At 72.2% G+C, this 20,091-nt stretch carries 17 protein-coding genes; 12 read left to right on the forward strand and 5 right to left on the reverse strand.

The genetic code is table 11. The features are described 5' to 3' along the window. The 7 genes from ACZ45Z_RS05450 (at position 1) to alc (ending at position 7,274) form a co-directional block, all read left to right on the forward strand. Positions 1-270, forward strand: coding sequence for a hypothetical protein (locus tag ACZ45Z_RS05450; RefSeq protein WP_468356456.1), 270 nt, complete (start codon positions 1-3; stop codon positions 268-270). Positions 271-276: 6 nt separating this feature from the next. Next, entirely contained in the window at positions 277-2,526 is a 2,250-nt protein-coding gene (gene malQ / locus ACZ45Z_RS05455; RefSeq protein WP_468356459.1) for a 4-alpha-glucanotransferase, read from the forward strand. Next, positions 2,523-2,771: a hypothetical protein gene (locus ACZ45Z_RS05460; RefSeq protein ID WP_468356462.1), complete on the forward strand. Its 249-nt coding sequence runs from the start codon at positions 2,523-2,525 to the stop codon at positions 2,769-2,771. Before malQ ends, ACZ45Z_RS05460 begins: the two co-directional genes overlap by 4 nt. A gap of 243 nt (positions 2,772-3,014) precedes the next feature. Further along, entirely contained in the window at positions 3,015-3,992 is a 978-nt protein-coding gene (locus ACZ45Z_RS05465) for an acyl-ACP desaturase (protein WP_468356465.1), read from the forward strand. A gap of 106 nt (positions 3,993-4,098) precedes the next feature. Further along, positions 4,099-5,016, forward strand: coding sequence for a DMT family transporter (locus ACZ45Z_RS05470; protein ID WP_468356468.1), 918 nt, complete (start codon positions 4,099-4,101; stop codon positions 5,014-5,016). A gap of 17 nt (positions 5,017-5,033) precedes the next feature. After that, positions 5,034-6,029, forward strand: a complete 996-nt coding sequence (locus ACZ45Z_RS05475) for a LysR family transcriptional regulator (protein ID WP_468356471.1) — start codon at positions 5,034-5,036, stop codon at positions 6,027-6,029. A gap of 90 nt (positions 6,030-6,119) precedes the next feature. After that, a complete protein-coding gene (alc, locus tag ACZ45Z_RS05480) occupies positions 6,120-7,274 on the forward strand; it encodes an allantoicase (RefSeq protein WP_468356474.1) in 1,155 nt (384 codons plus the stop codon). Between the two features lie 174 nt (positions 7,275-7,448). Here the strand turns inward: alc and pepN (ACZ45Z_RS05485) are convergent, their stop codons facing one another. Beyond that, a complete protein-coding gene (pepN, locus tag ACZ45Z_RS05485) occupies positions 7,449-10,019 on the reverse strand; it encodes an aminopeptidase N (protein WP_468356477.1) in 2,571 nt (856 codons plus the stop codon). Between the two features lie 132 nt (positions 10,020-10,151). Here pepN (ACZ45Z_RS05485) and ACZ45Z_RS05490 point away from each other — a divergent pair, with 132 nt between their 5' ends. From ACZ45Z_RS05490 to ACZ45Z_RS05500, 3 genes are all read left to right on the forward strand, one after another. Next, the gene (locus ACZ45Z_RS05490) at positions 10,152-10,382 is read left to right on the forward strand and encodes a ribbon-helix-helix domain-containing protein (protein WP_468356480.1); all 231 of its coding nucleotides are present in this window, start codon (positions 10,152-10,154) and stop codon (positions 10,380-10,382) included. Beyond that, positions 10,369-10,716 (forward strand): type II toxin-antitoxin system PemK/MazF family toxin, encoded by a 348-nt coding sequence (locus ACZ45Z_RS05495; protein ID WP_468356483.1) that lies wholly within the window; start codon positions 10,369-10,371, stop codon positions 10,714-10,716. Before ACZ45Z_RS05490 ends, ACZ45Z_RS05495 begins: the two co-directional genes overlap by 14 nt. 102 nt (positions 10,717-10,818) lie before the next feature. Further along, on the forward strand, positions 10,819-11,340 hold the full coding sequence (locus tag ACZ45Z_RS05500; RefSeq protein ID WP_468356486.1) for a DUF1203 domain-containing protein: 522 nt from the start codon (positions 10,819-10,821) through the stop codon (positions 11,338-11,340). A gap of 125 nt (positions 11,341-11,465) precedes the next feature. Here ACZ45Z_RS05500 and ACZ45Z_RS05505 read toward each other — a convergent pair whose 3' ends face one another. Beyond that, positions 11,466-12,497 carry an aspartate-semialdehyde dehydrogenase gene (locus ACZ45Z_RS05505; protein ID WP_468356489.1) on the reverse strand — a complete coding sequence of 344 codons (1,032 nt, stop codon included), beginning with the start codon at positions 12,495-12,497 and terminating at the stop codon, positions 11,466-11,468. Positions 12,498-12,857: 360 nt separating this feature from the next. Here ACZ45Z_RS05505 and ACZ45Z_RS05510 point away from each other — a divergent pair, with 360 nt between their 5' ends. Continuing rightward, entirely contained in the window at positions 12,858-14,606 is a 1,749-nt protein-coding gene (locus ACZ45Z_RS05510) for a TIGR03767 family metallophosphoesterase (protein WP_468356492.1), read from the forward strand. A gap of 12 nt (positions 14,607-14,618) precedes the next feature. Here the strand turns inward: ACZ45Z_RS05510 and ACZ45Z_RS05515 are convergent, their stop codons facing one another. Together ACZ45Z_RS05515 and pepN (ACZ45Z_RS05520) are read right to left on the reverse strand one after the other, a co-directional pair. After that, a complete protein-coding gene (locus ACZ45Z_RS05515) occupies positions 14,619-15,638 on the reverse strand; it encodes a hypothetical protein (protein ID WP_468356495.1) in 1,020 nt (339 codons plus the stop codon). A 124-nt stretch (positions 15,639-15,762) separates the two neighbouring features. Then, on the reverse strand, positions 15,763-18,351 hold the full coding sequence (gene pepN / locus ACZ45Z_RS05520) for an aminopeptidase N (RefSeq protein ID WP_468356498.1): 2,589 nt from the start codon (positions 18,349-18,351) through the stop codon (positions 15,763-15,765). Between the two features lie 102 nt (positions 18,352-18,453). Between pepN (ACZ45Z_RS05520) and ACZ45Z_RS05525 the strand changes: the two genes are divergently transcribed. Beyond that, positions 18,454-19,089 carry a mycothiol-dependent nitroreductase Rv2466c family protein gene (locus ACZ45Z_RS05525; protein WP_468356501.1) on the forward strand — a complete coding sequence of 212 codons (636 nt, stop codon included), beginning with the start codon at positions 18,454-18,456 and terminating at the stop codon, positions 19,087-19,089. Positions 19,090-19,227: 138 nt separating this feature from the next. On the opposite strand, the gene ACZ45Z_RS05530 is transcribed toward ACZ45Z_RS05525, so the two are convergent. Further along, positions 19,228-19,869 carry a superoxide dismutase gene (locus ACZ45Z_RS05530; protein WP_468356504.1) on the reverse strand — a complete coding sequence of 214 codons (642 nt, stop codon included), beginning with the start codon at positions 19,867-19,869 and terminating at the stop codon, positions 19,228-19,230. Positions 19,870-20,091: the final 222 nt, after the last annotated feature.

Raw genomic sequence — 20,091 nt, forward strand, 5'->3', positions numbered from 1 at the left:
GTGGCCGCATCCGCTCAGTTGCTCCTCGACGCGCTGTCTTTCAAACCGGGAGGTGCCTCGATGGAGCCCGACCTCTTCGACGGCGTCTCCTACCCCGACTCCGGGCCGGCCGGCTCCGGGTCGTTCAGCTTCGCCGAGCCGCCCCTGACCAGCGAGCCGCCGCTCGCCGACGCCGCGCCGCTGACCAGCGAGGTCCCGATCGCCGGCGAACTGCCGCTGACCAGCGAGCCGACAGCCGCCGGCCTGGGTACGGAGTCCATGGAGGTCTGAGGACCCATGGGCCGCACGCGGCTCGCCCGGCTGCACGGCATCGCCACGTCGTACGAACCCTCGCCGGGCAGAAGCGTCCACATCGGTGACGACACCGTCGTCGCCGTCCTCGCCGCGCTGGGAGTCGACGCCTCGACCCCGCAGGCGGTACGCGCCGCCCTCGACGCCTACGAAGCCGGACCCGGCCGCGCCCTGCTGCCCCGCACCGTCGTCGCCCGTTCCGACCGCCCACCGGACCTCAGCGGACTCCCCGCAGGCACCGCCCTGCGGGTGGAGACCGAGGACGGGCGGACGCTGGAAGCCGAAGCCGGCGGGCCGGGCGGGCGGACTCCCCAAGACGACAGCCGCCCCCCTGCCCGGCCCCGCCCCCTTGCCGGGCTGCCCCTGGGCGTCCACACCCTGCATGCCCAGGCCCCCGACGGGCGTACCGCCGGCGCCCGGCTGATCGTCGCGCCCGACCGGGTGCCCGCCCCGCCCGGCCGCACCCACGGCTTCATGGTGCAGCTCTACTCCCTCCTGTCGCGCCAGTCCTGGGGCATGGGCGATCTGGGCGACCTCGCGGACTTCGCCGCCTGGTCCGCGCGCTCGCTGGGCACCGGCTTCGTCCAGCTCAACCCGCTGCACGCGGCCGTCCCCGGCCCGCCCACCGACCCCTCGCCCTACCGCCCCTCCTCCCGCCGCTTCCCCGACCCCGTCCACCTGCGCATCGAACACATCCCTGAGTACGCCCACCTGACGGGCGCCGCCCGGGCGCGGGCCGACGAACTGGCCGGCCGGGCCGCGGCACTGCGCGCGGACGTCCTCGAACGCGGCGCGCTGATCGACCGGGACGCGGTGTGGGCGCTGAAGAAGGAAGCGCTGGAGCTGCTGCGGACCGTGCCGCTGCCCCCCGGCCGCCGGGCCGCGTACTGCGACTTCCTCGCCGAACAGGGCCAGGCCCTGGACGACCACGCGACCTGGTGCGCCTTCGCCGAACGGCACGGCCCCGACTGGCGCGCCTGGCCCGCCGAGCTGCGCGACCCGCGCTCGCCGGGCACCGCCCGGCTGCGCACCGAGCTGCTGGAGCGGATCGACTTCCACTGCCGGCTGGCCTGGCTCACCGACCAGCAGCTTTCCGCCGCGCAGCGGGCGGCGCGGGACGGTGGGATGGGCGTCGGGCTGGTGCACGACCTCGCCGTCGGTGTCCATCCCTCCGGCGCCGACACCTGGGCCCAGGCCGACGCCTTCGCCGCCGGCATGTCCATCGGCGCGCCGCCCGACGCCTTCAACGCGCGCGGCCAGGACTGGGGGCTGCCGCCGTGGCGCCCCGACGCGCTGGCGGCGACCGGCTACGCCCCGTACCGCGAGCTGCTGCGCGGCCTGCTGCGGCACGCCGGCGCGCTGCGCATCGACCACGTCATGGGGCTGTTCCGGCTGTGGTGGGTGCCCGAGGGGCGGCCGCCGACGGAGGGCGCGTACGTCCGCTACGACGGCGAGGCGATGCTGTCGGTGCTGGCCCTGGAGGCGCACCGGGCGGGTGCGGCGGTGATCGGCGAGGACCTGGGGACCGTGGAGCCGGGCGTGCGCGACGCCCTCGCGGAGCGGGGCGTGCTGGGCACGTCCGTGCTGTGGTTCGAGCGGGACTACGACGGCGGGTGCGCGGCCGGTGCGGCGGACGGCGCGGAGGCCGGGCCGCCGCCGGACGGCGAGGCGCGGATCCTCGCCCCCGAGGAGTGGCGTGCCGACTGCCTGGCCACCGTCACCACGCACGATCTGCCGACCACCGCCGCCCGCCTGACCGGCGAGGACATCGCGCTGCGCGAACGGCTCGGGCTGCTCGCCGGGCCCGCCGAGCGGGAGCGGGCGCGGGCGAAGTACGAACTCGCCCAGTGGCTGGGCGAGCTGGCGCGGCGCGGGCTGCTGCCCGAGGGCGCCGGCGACGAGGAGGCGGCGGTCAAGGCGGTGCACCGCTTCCTGCTGCGGACTCCGGCCCGGATGGTCGGGGTGTGGCTGCCGGACGCGGTGGGCGACCGCCGGCCGCAGAACCTCCCGGGCACCTGGCAGGAGTACCCGAACTGGCGGCTGCCGATCGCCGGTCCGGACGGCCGCCCGACGTGCCTCGAAGAACTCGTCGCCTCCCCCCGGCTGCACGCGCTCCTGCGTGAACTGACCGACCCCGCCGCCTCCCGGGGGCCCGGGTCGGCGCGGCCGGGGAAGGGTGCTGACGCGACCCCGGGCGCGCGCGCCCGCGAGGCGTCCGCTACGTTGGCTCCGTGAGCTACAAGGTCAAGAAGAATGCCCTGCGCGCCGGGACCATCACGGCCGGTACCGCGCTGATGCTGCTGGTGTCGTCCCCCGCGTTCGCGCTCATCCCCGACGACGGTGACGACCCGGGTCCGGGTCTGAGCGTGCTGGAGACGCTCGGCCTCTATGTCGCCGCACCCGTCGTTCTCTTCCTGGTCATCGCCGGGCTGGTCATGGCGGGCGACAAGTCCCGCAAGCAGACCGCGTCCAAGAGCTGATCAGCACACCACAAAACCCTTCGAGGGCGCCCGCCGGTTCGATCGAACCGGCGGGCGCCCTTTGTCGTATCTGGGGTATTTCCGCAGGTGAAAAAGGGGTTGCGGAGAGGCTATCGAGCGCTTTTGGGCGGGTTTACGAGGGCCGATATGTTTAACCGAACCAAACCTACGATGACGTAACCTACGGAGCCGTAGGTCAACCTGCGGCCCCCGTAGGTCATCGTCGTCCCCAGGAGTTCCCGTATGACCATCGCCCCCGCCCGCCATAACGGAGAGCGCGGCCAGACCGCCTGGAGCGACGCCAAGCTGCTCTACGCACTCGAAGAGGTCGTCGAGAAGGAGCTCAACCGGCACCTGAAGGTCGCCAAGGAATGGATGCCTCACGAGTACGTGCCGTGGAGCGACGGGCGGAACTTCGACGGAGTGATGGGCGGCGAAGCCTGGTCGCCCGAGCAGTCCAAGGTCACCGACATCGGCCGGATCGCGCTCGTGGTCAACCTCCTCACCGAGGACAACCTCCCCAGCTACCACCACGAGATCGCCAGCCTCTTCGGGCGCGACGGCGCCTGGGGCACCTGGGTGCACCGCTGGACCGCCGAGGAGGGCCGCCACGGCATCGTGATGCGCGACTACCTCCTCACCAGCCGCGCCGTGGACCCCGTGGAGCTGGAACGGTTCCGCATGGCCCACATGTCGGAGGGCTTCGAGTCCGACAACGCGCACAGCATGCTGCACTCGGTGGCGTACGTCGCGTTCCAGGAGCTCGCCACCCGCATCTCGCACCGCAACACCGGCCACCACTCCGGTGACCCGGTCTGCGACCGGATGCTGACGCGGATCGCCACCGACGAGAACCTCCACATGGTCTTCTACCGCAACCTCCTCGGTGCGGCCTTCGAGCTGGCGCCCGACCAGACCATGTGCGCCGTACGCGACGTCGTCACCGGCTTCCGGATGCCCGGCCACGGCATGCCCGGCTTCGAGCGGGCCGCCGCCCGGATGGCCATCGGCGGCATCTACAACCTGCGCATCCACCACGACGACGTGCTCCAGCCCGTGCTGCGCTACCTGAAGGTCCTGGAGATCGGCGGACTCGGCCCGGCCGGCCTCGCCGCGCAGGAGGAGCTGGGACTGTTCATGGGCGGCCTGGACGGCCAGGCGCGCAAGTTCGACGAGCGGCGGGCCGCCCTCCTGGCCCGCCGCGAGGCTCGCAGCGCTTAGAGGTTCCTTTCAGATTCACTGAAAGGTATTGGCAAAACTATTCGATGGACCTGATCAGTGGCGGGCTGCCACGGTGGACTCATCCACCACCGAGGGAGAGGAAACCGTGGCAGTCCTGGAGAGGGTCCGCGCACACCGCACATCCACCGCACAGGGGGCGGGCCTCGCGCTCGCCCTCGCGGCGACCGTCGTCTGGTCCGGCAACTTCGTCATCGCCCGCGCCCTGCACGACACCGTCCCGCCCGTCCAGACCGCCTTCTGGCGCTGGATCATCGCGCTGCTCGCGGTCGCGCCGTTCACCCTCCCGCAGGTCCGCCGCCAGTGGCCGGCCATCCGCCGGCACCTGGGCTTCCTCGCCCTGGCGGCCCTGCTGGGCGTCGCCCTCTTCAACACCCTGATCTACCAGGCCGGGCGGAGCACCTCCGCCACCAACATGGCCATGATCGCGGCCGCGGCGCCGGCGATGATCGCCCTGTTCGCCCGCGGTGGGGAGAGGCTCGGCCGGCGGCGGGCGGCCGGCATGGCGATCGCGCTGGTGGGAGTGGTGGCGCTGGTCGGCAAGGGCTCGCCCGCCGCCCTCGCCGCCCTCGATTTCGCCGGCGGCGACCTGGTGATGCTGGCGGCCACCGCCACCTTCGCCGGATACAGCGCGCTGCTGCGGCGCAGGCCCCGGGAGATCGGCGGCCAGGCGTTCCTGTTCATGACCTTCGCGCTGGGCGCGGCGATGCTGGCGCCCGCGTACGGCGTCAGCCTGGCCCTCCAGGGCGGCTTCGAGCCGACCGGCGGCACGCTCGGACCGCTCCTCTATATCGGCGTGTTCTCCTCCGCCGTCGCCTACTACACCTGGAACAAGGCCATCGCCCTCGTGGGCGCCGCCCGGGCCGGGGTCCTCTACTACCTCCAGCCGGTCTGCGTCGCGCTGCTGTCCCACACCGTCCTCGGCGAGGCCGTGGGAGGCACCCAGATCGTCTGCATGGCCGCGATCACCGCGGGCGTCGCGCTCGGCGCCGGGGGCCGGCGCTGACTGCGTACGCTGCCCGCATGGCCGACTGGGACATCAAGAAGCTGCGCATCCTGCGCACCCTCCACGAGCTGGGCACGGTCACCGCGACCGCCGAGGCGCTGCACATGACGCCCTCGGCGGTCTCGCAGCAGTTGACGGGTCTGGCCAAGCAGCTCTCCGTCACGCTCCTGGAGGCCCACGGACGGCGGGTCCGGCTCACCGACGCCGCGCATCTGGTGCTGCGGCACGCCGAGGCGGTCTTCGCCCAGTTGGAGCGCGCGGACGCCGAACTCCTCGGCTACCTCCAGGGCGAGGCGGGCGAGGTGCGCGTCGGCGCCTTCTCCACGGCCATCCCCGCCCTGGTCGTCCCGGCCGTGCAGCGGCTGCGCCACACGCACCCGGGCCTGGCCGTGGCCGTACGGGAGGCGGAGGCGGAGGCGGCGTACGAGCTGCTGGCCCAGGGCAGCGTCGACCTCGCGCTGTCCCTCGCCGCGCACGCCCCGACCCCGCGCGACCCCAAATTCACCCGGGTCACGCTGCTCGCCGACCCGCTCGACGTGGCACTGCCGGCCACCCATCCGCTGGCCGCCGAACCGGGCCTGCGGCTGGCCGACCTGGCGGGCGAGCCGTGGATCTTCGGCAGCAGCGGGCCCTGGTCCCAGATCACCACCACCGCCTGCGAGAGCGCCGGGTTCGTGCCCGAGCAGGCGCACGCCGCCGCCGACTGGAGCGCGATCTGGGCGATGGTCGCGGCCGGGATGGGGGTCGCGCTGGTGCCGCGCATGGCGATGGCGGGCGGTATCGGGGCCGTCGGCCGAGGCGGCCGGGGCGAGCGGGGCGGCGAGGTGGCGCTGCGGGTGCTGCACGCCGACCAGCCGCGCCGCCACGTGGTCGCGGCCGTGCGGCGCGGCTCCGAGGGGGCGCCGGGCCTGGCCCGGGTGCTCGCGGCGCTCCAGGGCGTGGCGGACGCGCAGACGGCGGCCGGCCGGTCGCTGCCCCACGACGGCCCGGAGGCGAACGTTCAGTCCACCTGAACGTATTCGTCAAAAACTTTCGATGGACCTGCGGGGTGGGGTCCTGCGACCGTGGAACGGTCCGCAGCACCCGGCACACGAAGGGCAGAGATGACCACCACCCCGGCCGCCGACTCCACCGATCCGCACGCCAACGACGCCAACCCGTACGGTGGCGGAGACCCCTACGCCGACTACCGCGGCGGGGACTTCCCCTTCACCTCGCTCGTCGATCTCGCCGACCGCCGCTTCGGCGCCGGTGTGATCGCCGCGAACGACGAGTTCTTCGCCGAGCGCGAGAACCTGCTGAAGCCCACGCCCGCGGTCTTCGACCCGGAGCACTTCGGCCACAAGGGCAAGATCATGGACGGCTGGGAGACCCGGCGCCGGCGCGGCGCTGACGGCGACCATCCCTTCCCGACCGACGACGAGCACGACTGGGCGCTCATACGCCTCGCCGCCCCCGGCGTGATCCGCGGCGTCATCGTCGACACCGCGCACTTCCGCGGCAACTACCCGCAGCAGGTCACCGTCGAAGCGACCGCGCTGCCCGGCAGCCCGGGCCCCGACGCGCTGCTGGTCGACGACGTGAAGTGGGAGGAGATCGTCCCGCGCACGCCCGTCCGCGGCCACGCCGCCAACGGCTTCGAGGTCACCGCCGAGCGCCGCTTCACCCACCTGCGGCTCAAGCAGCACCCCGACGGCGGCATCGCCCGCCTCCGCGTCCACGGCGAGGTCGTCCCCGACCCCGAGTGGCTGGACGTGCTCGGCACCCTCGACCTCGCCTCCGTCATGCACGGCGGCAGCGTCGAGGACGCCTCCGACCGCTTCTACTCCTCGCCCACCCAGATCATCCAGCCCGACCTGTCCCGCAAGATGGACGACGGCTGGGAGAACCGCCGCCGCCGGGTCAAGGGCACCAACGACTGGGTGCGCTTCCGCCTCGCCGCCCAGGGTGAGATCCGCGCCGTCGAGATCGACACCGCCTACCTCAAGGGCAACTCCGCGGGCTGGGCGGCTCTCTACGGCTGCGACGCCGAGACCGCGGACCCGGCGGACCCGTCGGCGTGGTTCGAGATCCTGCCCAAGACGAAGCTGCAGCCGGACACCCCGCACCGCTTCAAGCTGCCCGCCACCGTCACCGCCACCCACGTACGCCTCGACGTCTTCCCCGACGGCGGGCTCGCCCGGATGCGCGTGCACGGCGGCCTGACCGACGCGGGCCGCGCCGCGCTCGGCCGCCGCTTCGAGGAACTGGGCGGCTGACCTCAGGTCTTCGCCCGCCGGACTCCGTGGGAGGGGAACGGGGCCCGGCGGGGACCGACTCGCCCGGCGGGCGGCCGCGCATGGACGCCCGTCCGCCGGGCGGTTTCACCGGACAGGCCAAGGGGCGCCCGGGACCACACAGGTCCCGGGCGCCCCTCGCGTTACGGGGAACGGTCAGCCGGCCGCGGCGTCCGCCGCCTGAGCCTTCAGCGCCCGCTCGACGCCCGCCCGCGACTCGGTGACCAGCCGGCGCAGCGCCGCACTGGGCTCGGCCGAGGCCAGCCAGGCGTCCGTCGCCTCCAGCGTCTCCCGCGAGACCTGGAGCGACGGGTAGAGGCCCACCGCGATCTGCTGCGCCATCTCATGGCTGCGCGAGTCCCACACGCCCTTGACCGCGTCGAAGTACTTCGCGGTGTACGGCGCCAGCAGCTCCCGCTGGTCGGTCTGCACGAAGCCGCCGATGACGGCCTCCTGCACGGCGTTGGGGAGCTTGTCGCTCTCCACGACCGAGGCCCAGGCCGCGGCCTTCGCCTCCGCGGTCGGCCGCGCCGCGCGCGCCGTCGCCGCGTGCCGCTCGCCCGCCGAGGTCTTGTCCCGCTCCAGCTCCGCCGCGATGGCCTTCTCGTCGGCCCGCCCGGTGGCGGCCAGCCGCTGGAGCAGCGACCAGCGCAGCTCGGTGTCGACGGCCAGCCCCTCGATCGTCTGCGTACCGTCCAACAGTCCCTGGAGCAGGTCCAGTTGCTCGTCGGTACGGGCCGTGGCGGCGAACGCGCGGGCCCACGCGAGCTGGTGGTCGCTGCCCGGCGCCGCGGCCCGCAGGTGCTCCAGCGCCGCCCGCGTCCACCGCGCCAGGCCGCTCTCGCGCCATTCGGGGGCCGCGTACAGGTCCAGCGCCAGCTTCACCTGGCGGTGCAGCGACTGGACGACGCCGATGTCGGACTCCTTGCCGATGCCGGACAGCACCAGCGACAGGTAGTCCCGGGTGGGCAGTTCGCCGTCCCGCGTCATGTCCCACGCCGAGGCCCAGGACAGGGCGCGCGGCAGCGACTCGGTGAAGTCGCCCAGGTGCGCGGTGACGACCTTCAGCGACTCCTCGTCGAGCCGGACCTTGGCGTAGGACAGGTCGTCGTCGTTGAGCAGGATCACCGCCGGGCGCGGGGTGTTCTTCGGGAACGGCACCTCGGTCAGCTCGCCGTCCACGTCCAGCTCGATGCGGTTGGTGCGCACGAGCTTGCCGTCCTGGAGGTCGTAGCAGCCGATCGCGATGCGGTGCGGGCGCAGCACCGGCTCGCCCTGCGCGCCGGCCGGCAGCGCGGGCGCCTCCTGCTGCACCGCGAACGCGGTGACGTGACCGGCCGCGTCCACCTCGACGCGCGGCCGCAGGATGTTGATGCCCGCGGTCTCCAGCCACTTCTTCGACCAGGTCTTCAGGTCGCGGCCGCTGGTCTCCTCCAGCGCGCCCAGCAGATCGCTCAGCCGGGTGTTCTTGAACGCGTGCGCCTTGAAGTACGCCTGCACGCCCTTGAAGAACTCCTCCATGCCGACATACGCCACGAGCTGCTTGAGCACCGAGGCGCCCTTGGCGTAGGTGATGCCGTCGAAGTTGACCAGCACATCGTCCAGGTCGCGGATCTCGGCCATGATCGGGTGCGTGGACGGCAACTGGTCCTGGCGGTAGGCCCAGGTCTTCATCGAGTTGGCGAACGTCGTCCACGAGTGCGGCCACTTCGAGCCCGGCGCGTACGCCTGGCAGGCGATCGAGGTGTAGGTGGCGAACGACTCGTTCAGCCACAGGTCGTTCCACCACTCCATGGTGACCAGGTCGCCGAACCACATGTGCGCCAGCTCGTGCAGGATCGTCTCGGCCCGCACCTCGTAGGCGGCGTCGGTGACCTTCGAGCGGAAGACGTACTGGTCGCGGATGGTGACCGCGCCGGCGTTCTCCATCGCGCCCGCGTTGAACTCCGGCACGAAGAGCTGGTCGTACTTCGCGAACGGGTAGGCGTAGTCGAACTTCTCCTGGAACCAGTCGAAGCCCTGCCGGGTCACCGCGAAGATCTCGTCCGCGTCGAGGTGCTCGGCGAGCGAGGGCCGGCAGTAGATGCCCAGCGGGACGCTGCGCCCGTCCGTGCCCTCCCAACTGCTGTGCACGCTGTGGTACGGGCCGGCGATGAGCGCGGTGATGTACGTCGAGATGCGCGGTGTCGGCTCGAAGCGCCAGACGTTGCCGGACGGTTCGGGCGTGGGGGAGTTGGAGATCACCGTCCAGCCCTCGGGCGCCTTGACGGTGAACCGGAACGTGGCCTTCAGGTCCGGCTGCTCGAAGCTCGCGAAGACCCGGCGGGCATCCGGCACCTCGAACTGCGTGTAGAGATACGCCTGCTCGTCCACCGGGTCGACGAAGCGGTGCAGGCCCTCACCGGTGTTGGTGTACGCGCAGTCCGCGACCACCCGCAGCTCGTTGTGCCCGGCCCGCAGCCCCGCCAGCGCGATCCGCGAGTCCTGGAAGACCTCCGCCGGGTCCAGCGCCCGGCCGTTGAGCACCACCTCGTGGACGGTCGGCGCGACCAGGTCGATGAACGAGTCCGCACCCGCCTCCGCGGCGTCGAACCACACCGTCGTCTCCGACCGGTACGTGCCTCCCTCCTGCGCGCCGGAGAGGTCGAGATCGATCTCGTACGCGTCCACGGTCAGCAGTCGCGCCCGCTGCTGCGCCTCGTCGCGGGTCAGATTCGTGCCAGGCACCCGTTGGTCTCCTTCTTCGCATCATTCGCATCGTTCACATCGGTCTCTTCGGTCATCCTTCCACGCGGGACCGGGCGGGAGAGGTGGCATTTGAGGTAGCTAAATGGTAGCCATCCGGGTAGCATCGATCGTATGAAGATCAGCGTGAGCCTGCCTCAGGAGGATGTCTCCTTCCTCGACGAATACGCCGCCGAGGTGGCGGCGGAATCCCGGTCCGCGGTGATACACGCCGCCATCGAACTGCTTCGCGCCTCGCGCTTGGAGGCTGATTACGAGTCGGCCTTCGCCGAATGGGACGCGAGCGAAGACGCCGCGTTCTGGGACAAGTTCTCGGCGGACGGGCTGACCGATGAGGCGCGGTGACATCTACCTGGTCGACTACGAGCCGGCACGGGGCAATGCAGTCAACAAGGCGCGCCCTGCGGTAATCATCTCGAACGACGGTGCCAACGCCGTGGTGGGTCGGACCGGGCGAGGCGTGGTCACCTTGGTGCCGCTGACGACGAACACCTCTCGCGTCTACCCCTTCCAGGTGCTGCTCCCCGCCGCCGAGTGCCGTCTGCCGAAGGACTCCAAGGTCCAGTGCGAGCAGGTGCGCGCCCTTGCCTTCGAACGGCTTCTCCGGCAGATCGGCTCAGTGCCGCGGCGGTACATGGCGGAGATCGACATCGCGCTGCGCCGGCACCTGGCGCTCTGAGCGGGGGCGGGTCGACGCCGCGGCGGGGGAGCGCGTCGCATCCGGAAGCACGAAGTCCGTTTTCCGCCAGCGGACGGGCGGCCCGGACGGGACGCTGGAGGCATGATCAAGTACCTCCCCCGGCCCATTCCCCCCACCGCGCTCAAGGAACTCCGCGACACCGACGACGCCGGCCGCCCGGTCGTGCCGTTCCAGGCCCGCGAGGACGGCCTGCCGGTCGCCTGTGTCGGCAGCCCGCTGCGCTGCTGCCTGCGGACGATCCGGCCCGGTGAGCGCATCGCGCTCGTCTCCTACGCACCGCTGCGCCGGTGGGCCGCCGCCACGGGGGTCGACCCCGGTGCCTACGACGAGCAGGGGCCGGTGTTCCTCCACGCCGACCCGTGCGAGGCGCCGGACCCCGACGCCACCGCGTACCCCTTCGCGCAGCCGGGCGCGCTGCGCACCCTGCGCCGCTACAACGCCGCCGGGCAGATCACCGGCGGCCGGGCCTTCGAGATCCCCCAGGACGCCGCCGCCGGTTTCGACCGGGCCTTCGACGAGGCGTTCGCCGACCCCGAGGTGGCCCTGGTCCACGTACGGGCCCTGGAGTACGGCTGCTTCCAGTTCGAGGTGCGCCGGGACTGAGAGGCCAGAACTGAGAGGTGCGCCAGGACTGAGAGGGGTGCGCCGGGAGCGGAACGGGCCCCGGCATGCCGAAGGGCGGGGGTCCGTACGCACCGTACGGACCCCCGCCCCTCATCCGGCGTGGGTCAGCCGCGCAGCTCCGCCGCGACCAGCTCCGCGATCTGCACGGCGTTCAGCGCCGCGCCCTTGCGGAGGTTGTCGTTGGAGACGAACAGCGCCAGGCCGTTCTCGACCGTCTCGTCCTCGCGGATCCGGCCCACGAAGGACGCGTCCTGGCCCGCCGCCTGGAGGGGGGTCGGGATGTCGGAGAGGCTGACGCCGGGGGCGCCGGCCAGCAGCTCCTGGGCGCGGGCGGCGCTGACCGGGCGCGCGAAGCGGGCGTTGATCTGGAGCGAGTGACCGGAGAAGACCGGCACGCGCACGCAGGTGCCGGACACCTTCAGACCCGGGATCTCCAGGATCTTGCGGCTCTCGTTGCGGAGCTTCTGCTCCTCGTCGGTCTCGTTCAGACCGTCGTCGACGATCGAGCCCGCCATCGGCAGCACATTGAAGGCGATGGGGCGCACGTAGGTGTCCGGCTCCGGGAACTCCACCGCCGAGCCGTCGTGCGTCAGCTTGGTGGCGTCCTGCTCGATGACCTTGCGGGCCTGCCCGTCCAGCTCCGCCACACCGGCGAGCCCGCTGCCGGACACCGCCTGGTAGGTCGAGACGACCATCGAGACCAGCTCGGCCTCGTCGTGCAGCGGCCGCAGCACCGGCATCGCGGCCATGGTCGTGCAGTTCGGGTTGGCGATGATGCCCTTGGGTCGGTCGGTGATCGCCTGCGGGTTGACCTCGGAGACGACCAGCGGGACCTGGGGGTCACGACGCCAGGCCGAGGAGTTGTCGATCACGACGGGGCCGGCGTCAGCGACCTTCTCCGCCAGCGCCTTCGAGGTCGCACCGCCGGCCGAGAAGAGCACGATGTCCAGTCCGGAGTAGTCGGCGGTGGCCGCGTCCTCGACGGTGATCTCGGTGTCCTGCCAGGGCAGCGTCCGTCCGGCGGACCGGGCCGAAGCGAACAGGCGCAACTGCTCGACCGGGAAGTTCCGCTCGGCGAGAATGCCCCGCATCACGCCGCCGACCTGTCCGGTGGCTCCGACGATTCCGATCCTCATGGGACTCCTTCTTCCTAACCTGACATCGGTGTCTGCTGGGAACACCTGCTCAGTAGCGCTCCCATCATGTGTGTGACACCCGTCGCCTTGTCCAATCCATTCCATACCGTGGAGTGCGCTTTCCGCCCCCGGTCCCAGGATACGGGCCAAAGGGGACGCGGCTAGACGGTCGTATGCTTTCCGTCCCATACGGCCCTCAGGGCGAACCACGGGTGCCCGGTCCTACCCCCCTGTGCGCAGATGGGCCATCCGCGTTGCGGTGCCGTTCACGCGCGCGTCACTCCCGGTGCCAACCATCCCAGGTGAGGGGGCAGTTGAGCTGCCCGGCCGCCGCCCGCGCTCGCATCGGGGAGTCCGCGCATGTCCCGTACACGGTCCACCGCCGCCGCTCTCGACCGCCGTACCTTCCTGGCCGCCACCACGGCCGCCGGTGCCGCCGCCGGACTCGGCCTCGCCTTCGGCGTCGGCCCCGACCGGCCCGCCGCGGCCGCCACCGTCTCCCCGGGCCCGGCCCCCGCCGCCCCGCCGCCCGTCGACGCCCCCGCCGTACCCCGCGTGCCGTACACCAAGGGCACCACCCTCGCCGGCGTCGCCACCCCCCGCGGCACCACCGGCTACCGCCGCCTGGCCGACGGCCCCGCCTGGCCGCGCGTCGTCCGCGCCGACCTCGCCGCCGCCCACCCCGGCCGCGACCGGCGGCGCACCGCGCTGGCCTCCTTCGTGCAGTTCACCGACCTGCACCTGGTCGACGTGCAGAGCCCGCTGCGCTACGAATACCTGCGCGCGCAGACCGCCAGCGCCTGGCGGCCGCAGGAAGCCCTCTCCGTCGCCGGCGTGATCTCCCTGATCGAACGCGTCAACGCCCTGCCCGGCGGACCCGCCACCGGCGCACCGCTGTCCTTCGTCATGACCACCGGCGACAACACCGACAACAACTCCCGGCTCGAACTCGACTGGTTCCTGACCGCGATGAGCGGCGGCCGGATCACCCCCAACTCCGGCGACCCCCGCCGCTACGAAGGCGTCCAGGACAGCGGCCTGACCCTCTACTGGCAGCCCGACAGCGCCCTGCGCGACGCCGACAAACGCCTCGGCTTCCCGCACCTCGACGGCTTCCTCGACGCCGCGATCCGTACCCTGCACAGCCCCGGCCTCCGGCTGCCCTGGTACTCCACCGTCGGCAACCACGACTCCCTGCCCGGCGGCTGCTACGCACCCGGCGACCCCTTCTTCACCGACCTCGCCACCGGCGGCCGCAAACTCCAGACGCTGCCCGCCGCCGAAGCCGCGCGGGTGTGGAAAGCGGTCGAGGACGGCCTCGACCCCAAGGGGGAGGACTTCAAGCGCCTGCTGAAGACGCACGCCAAGCAGGCCCGGCCGGTCACCCCCGACGAGCGGCGCGCACCGTTCACCCGCGCCGACTACCTGCGCGCCCACCTCGACCCGGCCCGCACCGGCCCCGGTCCGCACGGCCACGGCTACACCGCCGCCCACCTCGCCGAGGACCGGCTCTACTACACCTTCCCCGTCTCCGACGACGTCCTCGGCATCAGCCTGGACACCACCGACCCCGGCGGCCACTACACCGGCTCCCTCGGCGACGGCCAACTGCGCTGGCTGAAGAAGATCCTGGCGGACAACGAACGCCACGGCCGCCGCCACGTCCTGGTCTTCAGCCACCACACCAGCAAGACCATGAACAACACCCGCCCCGACCCGGCCCGCCCGCACGAACGGCGCCACGGCGGCGACGAACTCGTCGCGCTGCTGGCCGCCCACCCGGGCGTCGTCGGCTGGATCAACGGCCACAGCCACAAGAACACCATCACCGCCCACGACGGCTTCTGGGAGGTCTCCACCGCCTCGCACATCGACTTCCCGCAGCTCGCCCGGGTCATCGAGCTGGTGGACAACCACGACGGCACCCTGTCGCTGTTCACCACCCTCGTGGAGTCGGCCGCACCGCACCGCACCGACTTCGCCGACCTGTCCCAGACCGGCCTGGCCGCCCTCTACCGCGAACTGTCCTGCAACGCCCCCGAGGCCCGCACCGACCTGGCGGGCACCGCGGCGGACCGCAACGCCGAACTCCTGCTGCGGCGCGGCTGACCCGCCCCGCCGCTACCGCGGCAACACCACCACATACGCGCACGGCTCCCGGTCGGTCGCCGCCATCAGCGCCGTACGGACCACCGCCGCCTGCTCCTCCGGCGCCTCGCGCAGCGTGCGCGGCGCACAGCGCACCACCGTGATGCCCAGCCGCTCCAGATACTCCCGCTTACGGTCCTGCGGCGCGCCCGGCGGGTCCTGCGGGCGCGCGGCCCGGATGTCGATCTCCAGCGCCACCGCGTGCTCGGGCCAGAACGCGTCCACGCCCCCCAGGTGCGGCCCGCCCGGCAGCCGGAGGTCCACGTTCCACAGAGGATCGGGCAGGCCGTGCGTGTGCACCATCGCGTACAGCCGCTGCTCGGCCAGCGCCCGGCCCTCGGCCAGCAGGGTGTCCACCGCGTCCACCACATGCGGACGGCCCAGCAGCCGCGCCCGGCTCAGCTCGGCCACCACCGCGGCCGCCTCGCAGTGCCCGCCGCGCACCGCCTCGGTCAGCAGCCGGCGCACCGAAGCGCCGTCGGTGAGCCGGCCGACCGCGTCCGCCAGGGCCCGCGGGACCGGGGCGGTGGGCACCCCCGTCACCGACACGGGCACCGGCAGCTCCGGCGTCCGCACGATCTGCGCGAAGCCCGTCGAGCGCAACCGCCGGGTCCGGGCCACCAGCACGTCGATCCGGTCCAGGGCCGGCAGCGGGGGAGCGGCGGCGAAACCGTGGAGCGCAAGCGCCGCCAGGCCGGTGATCAACGCCTCCGGCGTCTCGCGCCCCGGACCGCTCTGGCTGGGCACCGCCGAGGCGCGCTGCGTCGCGTACAGCAGGACGGCGTGCAGCCGCTCCTCACTGGTCGGCGGGCCCGGATGCAGCAGGTAGACGCCCGGCAGCAGTTGCCGCCAGGAGCCACCGGGCCGGCACCGTTCGGTGGTCTCCGCCGCCCCGACGCCGTGCTCGCGCAACTGACGCGTGGTCAGCACCCGGCACTGGGCGTCGGAGAGGTGGCGGAGGGGGAGCGGGGAGAGCGGGGTGTCGTGGTTCATGACCCGGCCATTCCCGCCGCCGCTCCGCCTCCTAACCGCTGTTACACGCCCGTGGCACAACCCGGACATCCCTGTCCTCAAGTACGGGCGTTCGACTGCCGAAAGAGGCTGGTCACCCCGCGGGTTACGGCTTCGCGGCGGCCGCCTCGTCACAAGCCTGTGCGCGCAGCGCCCGGGCCAGATCGTCCCGCTCCTCCGACACCAGCCGGCGCAGCGCGGGCGCCGCCCCGGCATGCCCGGCCAGCCACGCGTCCGCGGCGTCCAGCGTGGCGCGGTCCACCTGCCAGGACGGGAACAGCCCGCGCACCACGTCCATGCCGATCTCGATGGACCGCTCCCGCCACACCCGCTCGATCACCTCGAAGTAGCGCGGCGCGTACGGCGCCAGCAGCTCGCGCTGCCCCAGTTGCGCGAACCCGCTGATCGTCGCCTCCACCAGCGCGTTCGACAGCCGGTCGGAATCGACCACGTCCGTCCACGCCCGCGCCTTGACCTCGGCGGAGGGGCGGGCGGCCAGGCAGCGGACGTGGTGCCGCTTGCCGGACGCGGTGTCGTCACGGGCCAGCTCGGCGTCGACGGCCGCCGCGTCCGCAGCGCCGTGCGAGGCCAGCGGCTCCAGGAACGCCCAGCGCAGTTCCTGGTCCACCTCCAGCCCCTCGATCTCCGTCGTGCCGTCCAGCAGCTCGCGCAGCAGCCGCAGGTCCTCGGGGGCCGAGGCCACCGCCGCGAAGTGCCGCGCCCAGGCCAACTGGTGGCCGCTGCCCGGCTCGGCCCGCCGCAGCTCGCGCAGCGCGCCCTCCGACAGTCGGCGCCCGGCGCTCTCGCGGCCGCCGGGCGCGGTGTAGTGCTCCAGCGCCGTACGGGCCTGGCCGTGCAACGACTGGAGCACGCCGATGTCGGTCTCCCGGCCCGCGAAGCGCAGCACCAGGTCCAGGTAGTCGCGGGCCGGCAGCAGCCCGTCCCGGGTCAGACCCCACAGCGCCGCCCAGCACAGCGCGCGCGCCAGCGGGTCGGTGAGGTCGCCGAGCCCGGCCCGCAGCGTCTCCAGCGACGCCTGGTCGAAGCGGATCTTGCAGTACGTCAGGTCGTCGTCGTTGACCAGCACCAGCTCGGGCCGCAGCGCACCGACCAGCTCCGGCACGACCGTGCGCGGCCCCGAGACGTCCACCTCCGCGCGCGCGAAACGCGTCAGCGCGCCGCCCTCCTCGGCCCGCCCGTACAGGCCCACCGCGACGCGGTGCGGGCGCAACTGCGGATGCGACGGCGCGGCGTCCTGGACGATGCCCAGCTCCGCGATCCGGCCGTGCGCGTCATAAGTGACCTCGGGCGTCAGGGTGTTGACACCCGCCGTCTCCAGCCAGGCGCGCGACCAGGCCGCCATGTCCCGCCCGGACGTCTCCTCCAGCACCGCCAGCAGATCCGCGAGCCGGGTGTTGCCGTAGGCGTGCCGCTTGAAATACCGCCGCGCGCCCTCCAGGAACTCCTCCCGGCCCGCGTACGCCACCAACTGCTTGAGGACCGCGGCCCCCTTGGCGTAGGTGATGCCGTCGAAGTTGAGCTTGGCGTCCTCCAGGTCACGGATGTCCGCGGTGACCGGATGGGTCGAGGGGAGCTGATCGGCGCGGTACGCCCAGGACTTGCGGCGGTTGGCGAAGGTGATCCACCCGTTGCGGAAGCGGGTCGCCTCCACCAGCGAGAACGCGCCCATGAAGTCGGCGAACGACTCCTTCAGCCACAGGTCGTCCCACCACCGCATGGTGACCAGGTCGCCGAACCACATGTGCGCCATCTCGTGCAGGATGACGTTGGCCCGGCCCTCGTACGAGGCGGTGGTCACCTTGCCGCGGAAGATGAACTCCTCGCGGAAGGTGACACAGCCCGGGTTCTCCATCGCGCCGAGGTTGTACTCCGGCACGAACGCCTGGTCGTACTTCCCGAACGGATACGGGTAGTCGAAATGGTCGTGGAAGAAGTCCAGGCCCTGCTTGGTGATCGTGAAGATGTCGTCGGCGTCGAAATGCTTCGCCAGGCCCTTGCGGCACAGCGCGCCCAGCGGGATCTCCAGCTCGGTGCCGTCCTCGAAGACGCGGCGGTAGCTGTCGGAGACGTAGTGGTACGGGCCGGCCACGACCGCCGTGATGTACGTCGAGATCGGCCGCGTCGTCGCGAAACGGTACCGGCCGTCCTGAGCCGGGCCGTCCTGCGCGCCGTTGCTGAGGACCGTCCAGCCCTCCGGGGCGGTCACCTCGAACGTGAACGGGGCCTTCAGGTCCGGCTGCTCGAAGTTGGCGAAGACCCGCCGTGCGTCGGCCGGTTCGTACTGGGTGTAGAGGTAGACCTCGCCGTCCTCCGGGTCGACGAAGCGGTGCAGGCCCTCGCCGGTGCGGCTGTAGGCGCACCGCGCCTCCACGACGAGGGTGTTCTCCGCGGCGAGCCCCTCCAGCGCGATCCTGGTGCCGTCGAAGACGGCCGCCGGGTCGAGCTCGCGGCCGTTGAGGGTGACGGAGGTGACCTCCGGCGCCAGCAGGTCCGCGAAGGTGGCCGCGCCCGGCTCGGCGCAGCGGAAACGGATCGTCGTGCGGGACCCGAAGGTGGTGGCGTCGTCGCCGCGTCCGACCGCTGAGCGGACATCCAGCGCCACGTCGTAGCTGTCGACGCTCAGCAGTCGGCCCCGCTCATGGGCCTCATCCCGGGACAGATTCTCACCTGGCACGACGTGACTCCCTCGTCCTCGTCTCGAATATCGAACACGGGAATCATGGCATGGCGACCGGCTGTTGAAGGGTTTACCGATCAGCTCTCATGAGGAGACGACGTGCCCGAGACCGCCAAGACCCCAGCAGACTTCTGGTTCGACCCGCTGTGCCCGTGGGCCTGGATGACCTCCCGCTGGATGCTGGAGGTGGAAAAGGTCCGTCCGGTCCGGGTGCGCTGGCACGTCATGAGCCTGTCGGTCCTCAACGAGGACCGGCACGACGAGCTGCCCACCGAGTACACCGACTTCCTGCGGACGGCGTGGGGGCCGGTGCGGGTGTGTGCCGCCGCCGAGCAGGAGCACGGCGCCGACGTGCTCGGGCCGCTGTACACCGCGCTGGGCACGCGCTTCCACAACCGGGGCCTCGCCCGCAGCCGCGAGACGTTGGTCGACGCGCTGGCCGAGGCGGGCCTGCCCGCCTCACTCGCCGACGCGGCGGACTCCGACGTCTACGACAAGCAGTTGCGCGCCTCCCACAAGGCGGGCATCGACCTCGTCGGCCAGGAGGTCGGCACACCGGTCATCGCCGTCCCCGGCTCCGACGGCGAGCAGATCGCCTTCTTCGGCCCGGTCGTCACCCCCGCGCCGAAGGGCGAGGAGGCCGCCAAGCTGTGGGACGGCACGCTGATGGTCGCGTCCATCCCCGGCTTCTACGAGATCAAGCGCACGCGTACGCGGGGGCCGGTCTTCGACTGATCGTTTCACCGGGCCGGCCCGGGCCGAGGAGAGGGCCCGGCCCCGCGAGTCACGTCCTCGTGGGGCCGGGCCCTTGTGCCGCCTGCCACGGTGAAGGTTGAGAAGACGATCACGAGGCAGGACGCAGGGGGCGCGCCGTTACGGCGCGAGCAGGAGGTTGTTGGCGCGCTGCTTCGCGGACGCGTACCGCTTCGCGACGTCCTGCCAGTTGACGACCTGCCACATCGCTTCGATGAAGTCGACCTTCTGGTTCTTGTACTGGAGGTAGAAGGCGTGCTCCCAGGCGTCGAAGACCAGGATCGGCACGGAGCCCTGCCCGACGTTGCCCTGGTGGTCGTAGACCTGCTCGACGATCAGCCGCCCGCTGACCGGCTCGTAGGCCAGTACGCCCCAGCCGGAGCCCTGCGTGGTCGCCGCGGCCTTCGTGAGCTGCGTCTTGAACGCGGCGTACGAGCCGAAGCTCTCCGCGAGGGCGTCGGCCAGCTCGCCCACGCCGTCCTTCTCCAGCGGCTCGCCGCCACCGTCGCCGCTCATGTTGTGCCAGTAAATGCTGTGCAGGATGTGGCCGGAGAGGTGGAACGCGAGGTTTTTCTCCAGGCCGTTGATGCTGCCCCACTGGTCCTTGTCGCGCGCCTCGGCCAGTTGCTCAAGGGTGTCGTTCGCGCCCTTCACGTACGCCGCGTGGTGCTTGTCGTGGTGCAGCTCGATGATCTCGGGGCTGATGACCGGGGCCAGCGCCGCGTAGTCGTAGGGAAGTTCAGGAAGTGTGTAGGTGGCCATGCCGAGCCTCTCCAACTGCGTACAACTTCTTATTGCAATTGATGTGCAAGAGCATGCTACCAGCAGTAGTGATCCTCGGTGCAGGACGGGGCGGGACCCGGTACGAAAGACGGAGGCGGGGGGGGGGGGGGGGGGGGGGGGGGGGGGGGGGGGGGGGGGGGGGGGGGGGGGGGGGGGGGGGGGGGGGGGGGGGGGGGAGGTGGAGGGATAGGGGGAGAGGTA

The organism is Streptomyces sp. NPDC031210, from assembly GCF_055570395.1.

Bases quoted from the DNA above. Each gene is read 5' to 3' on its own strand.
- malQ (WP_468356459.1), top strand. From the start codon at position 277: ATGGGCCGCACGCGGCTCGCCCGGCTGCACGGCATCGCCACGTCGTAC.
- ACZ45Z_RS05465 (WP_468356465.1), top strand. From the start codon at position 3,015: ATGACCATCGCCCCCGCCCGCCATAACGGAGAGCGCGGCCAGACCGCC.
- ACZ45Z_RS05475 (WP_468356471.1), top strand. From the start codon at position 5,034: ATGGCCGACTGGGACATCAAGAAGCTGCGCATCCTGCGCACCCTCCAC.
- alc (WP_468356474.1), top strand. From the start codon at position 6,120: ATGACCACCACCCCGGCCGCCGACTCCACCGATCCGCACGCCAACGAC.
- ACZ45Z_RS05490 (WP_468356480.1), top strand. From the start codon at position 10,152: ATGAAGATCAGCGTGAGCCTGCCTCAGGAGGATGTCTCCTTCCTCGAC.
- ACZ45Z_RS05495 (WP_468356483.1), top strand. From the start codon at position 10,369: ATGAGGCGCGGTGACATCTACCTGGTCGACTACGAGCCGGCACGGGGC.
- ACZ45Z_RS05500 (WP_468356486.1), top strand. From the start codon at position 10,819: ATGATCAAGTACCTCCCCCGGCCCATTCCCCCCACCGCGCTCAAGGAA.
- ACZ45Z_RS05505 (WP_468356489.1), bottom strand. From the start codon at position 12,497: ATGAGGATCGGAATCGTCGGAGCCACCGGACAGGTCGGCGGCGTGATG.
- ACZ45Z_RS05510 (WP_468356492.1), top strand. From the start codon at position 12,858: ATGTCCCGTACACGGTCCACCGCCGCCGCTCTCGACCGCCGTACCTTC.
- ACZ45Z_RS05515 (WP_468356495.1), bottom strand. From the start codon at position 15,638: ATGAACCACGACACCCCGCTCTCCCCGCTCCCCCTCCGCCACCTCTCC.
- ACZ45Z_RS05530 (WP_468356504.1), bottom strand. From the start codon at position 19,869: ATGGCCACCTACACACTTCCTGAACTTCCCTACGACTACGCGGCGCTG.